The organism is Limimaricola litoreus, assembly GCF_024159025.1.
GTDB lineage: Bacteria > Pseudomonadota > Alphaproteobacteria > Rhodobacterales > Rhodobacteraceae > Limimaricola > Limimaricola litoreus.
Genome location: NZ_JAMYXC010000052.1, coordinates 1 through 8,649, shown reverse-complemented (window position 1 = coordinate 8,649; position 8,649 = coordinate 1). Strand labels below are relative to the sequence as shown.

Below are 8,649 nucleotides of genomic sequence, written 5' to 3'. Positions count from 1 at the left end.
CTCCGACCCCAAGGATTACACGCTGGCGCTGGCCGAGCGGGTGCGCGCGCGGGGCGGCACGATCGAGATCGGCGAGGCGCGCGCGCTGATCCCCGGGGGGCTGCGCACCGAGGCAGGCGAGCTTCGGGGCCGGGTGGTGATCGCCGCCGGGGCGTTCTCGCACCGGTTGACGCGGACGGCGGGGATCGCGATCCCGCTGGAGACCGAGCGCGGCTACAACACCACGCTGCCCGAAGACGCCTTCGATCTGCGGATGCAGCTTACCTTCGGGGCGCATGGCTTTGTGGTCTCCAAGCTCGCCTCGGGCCTGCGGGTCGGCGGCGCGGTGGAGCTGGGCGGGCTCGACCTGCCGCCGAACTGGGCGCGCGCCGATGCGATGCTGCAAAAGGCCGCCGCCTTTCTGCCGGGGCTGCGCCCGCAAGGCGGCACGCGCTGGATGGGGTTTCGCCCCTCTCTGCCGGACAGCCTGCCCGCCATCGGCCTGTTGCCGGGGCAAGACGACGTGATCTGCGCCTTCGGCCACGGCCATCTCGGCCTGACCCAGTCGGTTGGCACCGCGCGCATCGTGGCCGATCTGCTGACCGGGCAGGCGCCCCAGATCGACCTCACCCCGTTTGCACCGACACGTTTCGCGAGGCTCGCATGACCCGGCATGTTTTTCCCTGCATCGACGGGCATACCTGCGGCAATCCGGTCCGCCTCGTCACCGGGGGCGCGCCGGAGCTGCGCGGCGAGACCATGCTGGAGCGCCGCGCGCATTTTCTGGCCGAGTACGACTGGATCCGCACCGGGCTGATGTTCGAGCCGCGCGGCCACGACCAGATGTCCGGCGCGATCCTCTACCCGCCGACCCGGCCCGACTGCGACGCGGGCGTGCTGTTCATCGAAACCTCGGGCTGCCTGCCGATGTGCGGCCATGGCACGATCGGCACCGTGACCATCGCGCTGGAACACGGCCTGATGCGGCCCGAAACGCCGGGGCGGCTGCGGCTCGACACCCCGGCGGGACGGATCGACGTCACCTACCGACACGAGGGGGGCTTCATCGAGGAGGTGCGGCTGACCAACGTGCCGGCCTTTCTTCATACCCAAGGGCTCACCGTGAAGGTCGAGGGGCTGGGGGAGATCACCGTCGACGTGGCCTATGGCGGCAATTTCTACGCCATCGTCGAGCCGCAGAGAAACTACGCCGACCTCGCCGATTTCTCGGCCGCGCAGCTGGTCGCGCTCAGCTTGAGGCTGCGCCGGGCGCTGAACGAGGCGCAGGCGTTCGTCCATCCCGAACAGCCCGCGATTTCTGGGCTGAGCCATATCCTGTGGACCGGCGCGCCGCGCGATCCGCAGGCCGACGCGCGCAACGCCGTGTTCTACGGCGACAAGGCGATCGACCGGTCGCCCTGCGGCACCGGCACCTCGGCGCGCATGGCGCAACTCGCGGCCAAGGGGTTGCTGAACCCGGGCGATGCCTTCGTGCATGAAAGCATCATCGGCTCGCTGTTTCGGGGCCGGGTCGAGGCCACGACGACGGTGGCGGGATCCCCGGCGATCATCCCCTCGATCGCGGGATGGGCACGGGTCACCGGCTTCAACACCATCACCATCGACGACCGCGATCCCTTTGCGCATGGCTTCGTGGTGATCTGATCCCGCGTCCGCAGCGCTTTGGTGCCGAAACGGGGGAGGGTTGGAAAGCATCTCTGCAGGGGGCTCGGTCCACGCTTCCGGGTCTCGTTCGCGGGTCAGGCAGGATCAAGCGGGCCGGATCAGGGCTTCTACCAGATCCGGTCGGGGCCCTTCGGCACCGCACCCATGTTGAGGCCCGGACCCGCGCGCAGCCGCGCCTCGTAGCCTGCCGCCAGCGCCTCGGCCTCGGCCAGCACGCGCAGCAGCCGTGTCCTGACATGCTCATCGAGCAGACGCCGCGCCAGATCCGGCGCTTCGGCGGCGATCAGGATCTCGGCGCTGCGCCTGACATCGTCGAGTTCCTCTGCCATGCCGCGCTCGACGCGCCGCCAATGCGCCGAGATCTCCTCGACCCAGGGCTCCCCGCCCTGAAAGGCAAGGTGCATCAGTCGCTTGAACACCGCGATGGCGGCGCGGGTCGAGACCACGCCCTGCGGCACCTCGGATATGGCGTCCTCGCCCGTCACCTCGCTCGCCCGGTCGACGAAGCGGGCGCTTTCACCGCGACCGAGATGGCGGCGGCGGTCGTATTCGGGCGGCACGTGGTCGATGCCGAGAAACACCGGCACCAGCGGCGTCGTCACCGGGCCCGAGGGCGCGTGCCACATCATCCGCAGCATTGCCGGGCGGTCGGGCTGCAGAGGTACGATCTGCCCGTATCCTGCGCTGTCGCCGGTCAACCGGGGCGTCGCGACCGCCCAGATCATGTCGCTGAGCGTCAGGCCGCCGGGCCGGGCGGCGCGGCGCGTCATCTCTTCCTCGATCCAGACCGAACCCGGCCTGCGTCCGCGCCCGTCGCCATAGACCCGGTTCACGTCGAACGGGGTGCCGGGGACGTGCCAGCCGAGTCGCTGCGCCGTCTCAATGAACCGCTCCGAATACAGCACCTCTCCGTCCGGCTCTTGCGCAATGAGGCCGACATGGCCGGGGCGCGCGGCGCGGATGTCGTGCGGGCCGAGCCGCTCGGCCACCCAGAGCCCCAGCCCGCCCGCGAACTCGACGACGAGCCAGCCTTCCTCGGCATCGGCTATCAGGTGCGAATTGCCGCCATAGCTGCTATGGCCATGCGCCGCGATCAAGGCGCCGATGATTTCCACGCCCTCGCGGGCGCTGCGGGCGCGTTCGAGCACGATGCGGGCGAGGTCCGAATAATTCGGACCGGTCTGGTCCGGCGGTGTCATCGCCACCAGTTCGGGGCGGGACGGCGACCAGACATCGCGCACCGCGACACCGTGTTCGTTCACACCGCCATTGGTCAGCGGCGCCGGGGCGCCGAGATAGTGGCTGTAGTTCACGCCCATGTGCCGGGCCGTGCGGGCTGCCTGCGGGATCTCGCTCAACCGGCCCGGCAGATCGGCCTGCGGGGTGACGCCGACGGTGATCGTCGCACCCGGCGCGTGGTCACGGCCCGGGCTCACCTGCAGCCAATGGCCCGACGGCTCGTCGCCGTAGCCCGCGAGCCAGGCATGACCCGCGCCACTCAGCGCCCGGCCGACATACAGCGCGTAGCTCATCGCATACCTCTCCCGTCGCGTGTCTCTTGATCGTCACCGCGCTACCGTATCGTCCTGCGGATCGCAAAGCGCGAGCTTTCCGCGTTGAGGGGACAGGCCCATGGGAGCATCCGTTCACGGCGTTGGGTGGCGATGTCCTGCAGTTCGGCCGGGATACGGGCGTAGCCGATGGTGGTCACGGGGCCGCCAATTCAAATTCCGTATGACGATGGAATACGGTCGATTACCTCCATCTGGCTTCCTTGCGTGTCCGGTAGGTGCGCCGCTAGATCCTGCCTCTCTCTCTGTATTCGACATGTTCGCTCCTCGAACTCCGGCAGGAGGCGAGAAGCGTTTGCCTTATCGGTCAGGCTGCAAGGTCTTCATCGCCCGGGCCGAATATTTCATAGTGAATCCGATCGACGGGAATGCCGTCCTGAAGCAGTCCGGTAATCAGGCTACGCATGAAGGGCTTGGGGCCGCATAGATAGATTTCGGCCTCTTGCAGAGGCGTGTTCTCACGCAGCCAGTCCACCGTAATTCGTCCCCTCATTGCATCACTGCCTGTGACGTGATCGTCGTAGAACGTAGCCGTCGAGACCTGCCCATGGCGTTTGGCCAAAGCGTGGACATGAGCGCCGAGCGCATGGTTTGCCCGGTCTGTCGTGGCATGGATATACCATGTCGGCAGCTTCGGATGCCGGTCGGCGATCACTTCAAGCATGCTGACCATTGGCGTCAGGCCAACTCCGCCCGATAGCAGCAAAACAGGGCGATCCGGACGCTCGGCAAGGTAGAAATCACCTGCGGGAGCCGTGGCTTCGAGCACCGTGCCTTCAACGGCTCTATCATGCAAAAAGCCCGAGACTTCGCCATCATGCTCGCGCTTGACGGTGATCCGATAATGCGTGGCATTCGCTCCACAGGATATGGAGTAGTTGCGCTTTGCGCCCTCGAGACCGGCCGCATCGAAGCGAAGCGTCAGATACTGACCTGCCCGGTGCGGCACGACCGGCCCGTCATCTTCGGGGCGCAGTATGAAGGACGTGATCGCATCGCTTTCGCTATGACGCTCTGCGACGACAAAGCGCCGCCAGCCGGTCCAGCTGCCGGGCTGCACTTCGTTGGCCTCCCGGATCTCGGTCTCGCGCGCTTGCAGTATCTCGGCCAGAAACCAGTAGGCTTGCCCCCAGGCAGCAAGAAGCTCCGGCGTGGCGGCCTCGCCGAGGATATCCTCCATGGCACCCAGAAGCGCGCCGGCGACATGCGGGTAGTGCTCCGGCAGGATTGCGTAGCCGACATGCTTTTGCGCAATTCTCTCGATTGCCGCGCCAAGAGCCGCCGGGTTTTCGATGTGGCGCGCATAGGCAAGCACCGCATTCGCGAGCGCGAAGCGTTGCGCGCCGCTCCTTTGATTGGCGTGGTTGAACAGTGCCGCGATCTGCGGGTCGCGGAACAGGCGGCGATACATGGCTTCGGTGATCGCGGGGCCATGCGCTTCGAGCGCAGGGACGCTCGCCTTTACCAAAGCAACGGTTCGGGGGGAGAGAGCTGTCGGCATGGGGGGCTCCATTCATACATGCTTCAAGAATGCCTCTATTCCCGACCTGCTATACATTCAAATGGAATACATCTAATGTGACATTATGAAGCTCAGCCGCCATTCCGACTACGCCCTCCGCGCCATGATCCAGCTCGCCACATCGGGTGACGAGTTGGTTTCGATCCGTCACATCGCCCAGACCTACGGCATCTCCCACAACCACCTCATGAAGATCGCACAAGGCCTTGGCCGTGCAGGGTTTATCGAGCCGGTGCGAGGCCGTCATGGTGGGTTGCGGCTGGCGCGCCCGGCCAGCGAGATCAGCCTCGGGGCCCTGGTGCGCCATACCGAGGGTGAGGACAGCCTGGTGGACTGCACGGGTTGCCTGATCGCACCTGCTTGCGGCTTGCCCGATGTTCTGGCCGAGGCGATGCAAGCGTTCCTTGCAGTACTCGACGGCTATCGGCTGAGTGATATCGCAAACCGAAGCCATATGCTGCGCGCCCTTTTCGACATCCCCACTTCCGCGGGGCCATCGCAAAACGCAGCTGATCCAGTGCAGTGCCCTGCAGATTGAACCGTGATCATCCCGTTTCGAAGATTGCCGACGCCTCGACTCGAAGAGAGACCTTCATGCCACACAGATTGAACCTTCGCTGTACCGATTGTGGCATCCGTCACCGGGCCGTCTGTGCGCGCTGCGACGAGACCGAACTGGCTCAGCTGGAACAGATCAAGGTCTACAGGCGCTACGAAGCCGGACAGAGGATTGCCTGGGCCGGCGATCCCATGAGCTTCGTCGGCTCGGTCGTCTCTGGCGTCGCGACGCTGTCGCAGACCATGGAGGATGGTCGTGTCCAGATGGTCGGCCTGCTGTTGCCCTCGGATTTCATCGGGCGGCCCGGTCGTGACAGCACGATCTACGACGTTACGGCGGCGAGCGCCGTCACCTTGTGTTGCTTTCGCCGTGCGCCGTTCGAGCGGCTGCTCCGCGATACGCCACATGTCGCAGAGCGGCTTCTGGAGATGACCCTCGATGAATTGGATGCTGCGCGTGACTGGATGCTGGTGCTTGGTCGCAAGACCGCACGCGAGCGCATAGCCAGCCTGCTGGCTTCGGTTGCCCGACGCGAGGCCAGCTTTGACATGGCACCCAAGACCCACGACATCCGGCTCGAGCTGCCGCTGACACGGGAGGCGATGTCGGAGTATCTTGGATTGACGCTCGAAACGGTGAGTCGACAGATCAACCAACTAAACCGGGATGGCGTGATCGGACTGGACGGCAAGAGACGGGTTCATATTCCCGATCTCGCTCGTCTCGACGCCGAAACCGGGGATGGCGCGATGCGGGCCTGATCCCTAACGGGCCAGGATCAGCGGGATCCGCGACGCGCGTAGCATGTCGCGGGTGGTGCTGCCGAACAGCGTTTCGCGCAGTCGAGAATGGCCGAATGCGCCCATGACCATCGCTTCTGCGCCTGTCTCGAACCCGTGACGGCACAAGATGTCGCAGATGCGTGGCCGGCTGCGTGAAAGGACGTTGATTTCTACATGCACGCCGTTCCGAGCCAGAAAGAGCGCAAGATTTCCGCCCGGGTCCGAACGATCGCCATGGCGTATATCAGGATCGACGACGACCACATCGACGAGTTGCGCACGCCGTAGGATCGGCAGGGTGCTGCGCACGGCCGCCAACGCCTCTCGGCTGCCATCCCAGGCCACCGCAATGCGGGTTGGAGCGCGGGCGATTTCGATACCTTCTTTCGGCACCACGATCACCGGCAACCCGCCTACGAAGAGCGCGGCTTCCAAAACTGCGACCTGCGAAGACCGATCCTGCGTATCATGGGGCGCTGCGGCGACGATCCAGTCGGCAAATCGTATCACCGGGGGCAACTCGCTGCCGACCGACCTTACGCGAAGCGTCTGCCGGCAGAAGGCGACGTTGCAGCGGTGTTTCGGAACGATCGGTCGCAGATCGGCCTCGAGTGCTTCGGCGCGGGCCAGGGCTGCGCCATCGTGCGGCCAGCTGAGCGGTGCGGCCGACTCCATGGCAAAGGCATCGGGGACGGGGCTTTCCAAGCCGATGCAATGGATATCGAGATGCGTGTCCTGCGTATCGCTCACACAGAGCGCGGTGAGGATTGCGCCGTGATCGAGGGTGGAGTCGGTGGCGAGCACGGCGATGGTTCCATGGGGCATGGCAGTCTTTCCTTGAAGCGACAGCCGCGATGTAGACGGGTCCGACGATCGGACACCTTGATGTCGATCAACTTGTGCGCGCCGCATGAGGCGGATCCCAAGGTTCTTCTGCCGCAGGGCAAAAACCGACCGCCCGTTTGATCTGGATCAAATCCCTTCGGATCGATTGCTGCCACACCCCGGGAATACGAGTGCCCAAGGGCGCGCGTGTATCTCGGCCGAAGTACAGGCCGCAACGCCCGGCTTCGGCCAGCATGTGAGGATCCGAAAGACCGCGATGAGTCCGAACTCCGACCAACATATTCCGGCGTCCGACGAGCGGGCGCGCGCCGAGCGACAAACGATGGTCCGACCGATGGAAGCCGGGCAGGGGGTCTGCCTGCTTTCGGTATCGGGACTGCGTTGTGGCGGTTGCGTGGCTGCGGTCGAACGATCCCTGGCCGAACTGCCTCAAGTCGTGTCGGCGCGGGCCAACCTGACCCTCAAGCAGGTGCGGGTGATCCTGGCGCGGGCCGATGAAGATCCACGTCCGGTCCTTGAGAGGCTCGAAGCTCTCGGCCACGAGGTTCACCCTGTCGAGGCTGATCAGCAAGCGGATCCGAAGGGTGAGGGGCCGGGGTTGCTGCGCGCCATGGCGGTGGCGGGTTTCGGCGCGATGAACGTCATGCTGCTTTCGGTCGCGGTCTGGTCCGGTGCAGACGGTGCCATGCGCGAGACGTTCCATCTGATCTCGGCGCTGATCGCGGTGCCGGTCGTGGCCTATGCGGGGCAGCCCTTCTTTCGATCGGCGTTATCGGCGTTGAAGGTCCGACGGCTCAACATGGACGTGCCGATCACGCTTGCAATTCTTCTGGCAGTGGCGCTGAGCCTGTTCGAAACAGCGCGTGGCGGCGACGAAGTGTTCTTCGATGCGGCCGTGACCTTGCTCTTCTTCCTGCTGACAGGGCGCTATCTCGACCAGCTGATGCGGGACCGCGCCCGTAGCGCCGTCACGAGCCTCGCGAAACTCGCGCCGAAAGGCGCCATGCGCCAGCTTGCGGATGGCGGTCGGGAATGGCTTCCCAAGGAGGTGATCGCGCCGGGTATGGTGCTGCTTGTCGCGGCTGGCGAACGGCTGCCGGTAGATGCACGGATCCGGCGCGGGGCCACCGACCTCGATCGATCGATCGTTACCGGCGAGGCAATGCCCGTGTCTGCCGGACCGGGCACGGATCTCGAGGCTGGCACGCTGAACCTCACGGGGGAGATCGAGGTCGAGGTGCTGCGCCCCGCCAGCACTTCCTTCCTCGCCGAGATGATGCGGATGCTGGGTGCTGCCGAAGGCGGACGTGGCAGCTATGTGCGCATCGCCGACCGGGCGGCGCGGCTCTATGCGCCCGTCGTGCATCTCCTCGCACTCGTGACCTTCGCGGGTTGGCTGTGGGTCACGCGCGACTGGCAAACGTCTGCCTTCGTCGCGATCAGCGTGCTGATCATCACCTGCCCCTGCGCACTCGGCCTTGCCGTGCCGGTGGCGCATGTGGTGGCGGCGGGGCGGTTGATGCGCGAGGGCGTGCTGATGAAGGACGGCGGGGCGCTGGAGCGGCTGGCCGAGATCGATCGGGTGGTGTTCGACAAGACCGGCACGCTGACCACCGGTCTGCCGAAGATCGGCGCGGGGCCTTCGGGCCGCGAGGAGCGGGCCATCGCCCATGCGCTCGCGAGAGGGTCGCGCCACCAGATCGG

Annotated in this window: 9 protein-coding genes; 5 read left to right on the top strand and 4 right to left on the bottom strand. The window is 65.8% G+C overall.

Translation table 11 applies throughout. The annotated features are described in order from the left end of the window. Both NHG85_RS04350 and NHG85_RS04345 read left to right on the top strand, forming a co-directional pair. Positions 1–646, top strand: a 646-nt coding sequence (locus NHG85_RS04350; RefSeq protein WP_253330165.1) for an NAD(P)/FAD-dependent oxidoreductase, incomplete at its 5' end; no start/stop codon positions are given. Further along, the gene (locus NHG85_RS04345; RefSeq protein WP_253330163.1) at positions 643–1,644 is read left to right on the top strand and encodes a 4-hydroxyproline epimerase; all 1,002 of its coding nucleotides are present in this window, start codon (positions 643–645) and stop codon (positions 1,642–1,644) included. The genes NHG85_RS04350 and NHG85_RS04345, both read left to right, overlap by 4 nt. Positions 1,645–1,772: 128 nt before the next feature. Here NHG85_RS04345 and NHG85_RS04340 read toward each other — a convergent pair whose 3' ends face one another. The 3 genes from NHG85_RS04340 to hmpA all read right to left on the bottom strand — a co-directional run bounded on the left by NHG85_RS04340 (position 1,773) and on the right by hmpA (position 4,737). Beyond that, entirely contained in the window at positions 1,773–3,197 is a 1,425-nt protein-coding gene (locus NHG85_RS04340) for a C69 family dipeptidase (protein WP_253330161.1), read from the bottom strand. A 41-nt stretch (positions 3,198–3,238) separates the two neighbouring features. Next, positions 3,239–3,376, bottom strand: a complete 138-nt coding sequence (locus NHG85_RS04335) for a hypothetical protein (protein ID WP_253330159.1) — start codon at positions 3,374–3,376, stop codon at positions 3,239–3,241. A 167-nt stretch (positions 3,377–3,543) separates the two neighbouring features. Beyond that, on the bottom strand, positions 3,544–4,737 hold the full coding sequence (gene hmpA / locus NHG85_RS04330) for an NO-inducible flavohemoprotein (protein WP_253330157.1): 1,194 nt from the start codon (positions 4,735–4,737) through the stop codon (positions 3,544–3,546). 85 nt (positions 4,738–4,822) lie between these two features. Here hmpA and NHG85_RS04325 point away from each other — a divergent pair, with 85 nt between their 5' ends. Both NHG85_RS04325 and fnrL read left to right on the top strand, forming a co-directional pair. Continuing rightward, entirely contained in the window at positions 4,823–5,296 is a 474-nt protein-coding gene (locus NHG85_RS04325; protein WP_256500096.1) for an RrF2 family transcriptional regulator, read from the top strand. A gap of 56 nt (positions 5,297–5,352) precedes the next feature. Further along, positions 5,353–6,078, top strand: a complete 726-nt coding sequence (gene fnrL / locus NHG85_RS04320) for a transcriptional regulator FnrL (protein WP_253330153.1) — start codon at positions 5,353–5,355, stop codon at positions 6,076–6,078. Between the two features lie 3 nt (positions 6,079–6,081). Here fnrL and NHG85_RS04315 read toward each other — a convergent pair whose 3' ends face one another. Further along, positions 6,082–6,924 carry a universal stress protein gene (locus NHG85_RS04315; RefSeq protein WP_253330151.1) on the bottom strand — a complete coding sequence of 281 codons (843 nt, stop codon included), beginning with the start codon at positions 6,922–6,924 and terminating at the stop codon, positions 6,082–6,084. An 85-nt stretch (positions 6,925–7,009) separates the two neighbouring features. Here NHG85_RS04315 and NHG85_RS04310 point away from each other — a divergent pair. Then, a partial coding sequence (locus NHG85_RS04310; RefSeq protein ID WP_253330149.1) for a heavy metal translocating P-type ATPase occupies positions 7,010–8,649 on the top strand: 1,640 nt, incomplete at its 3' end.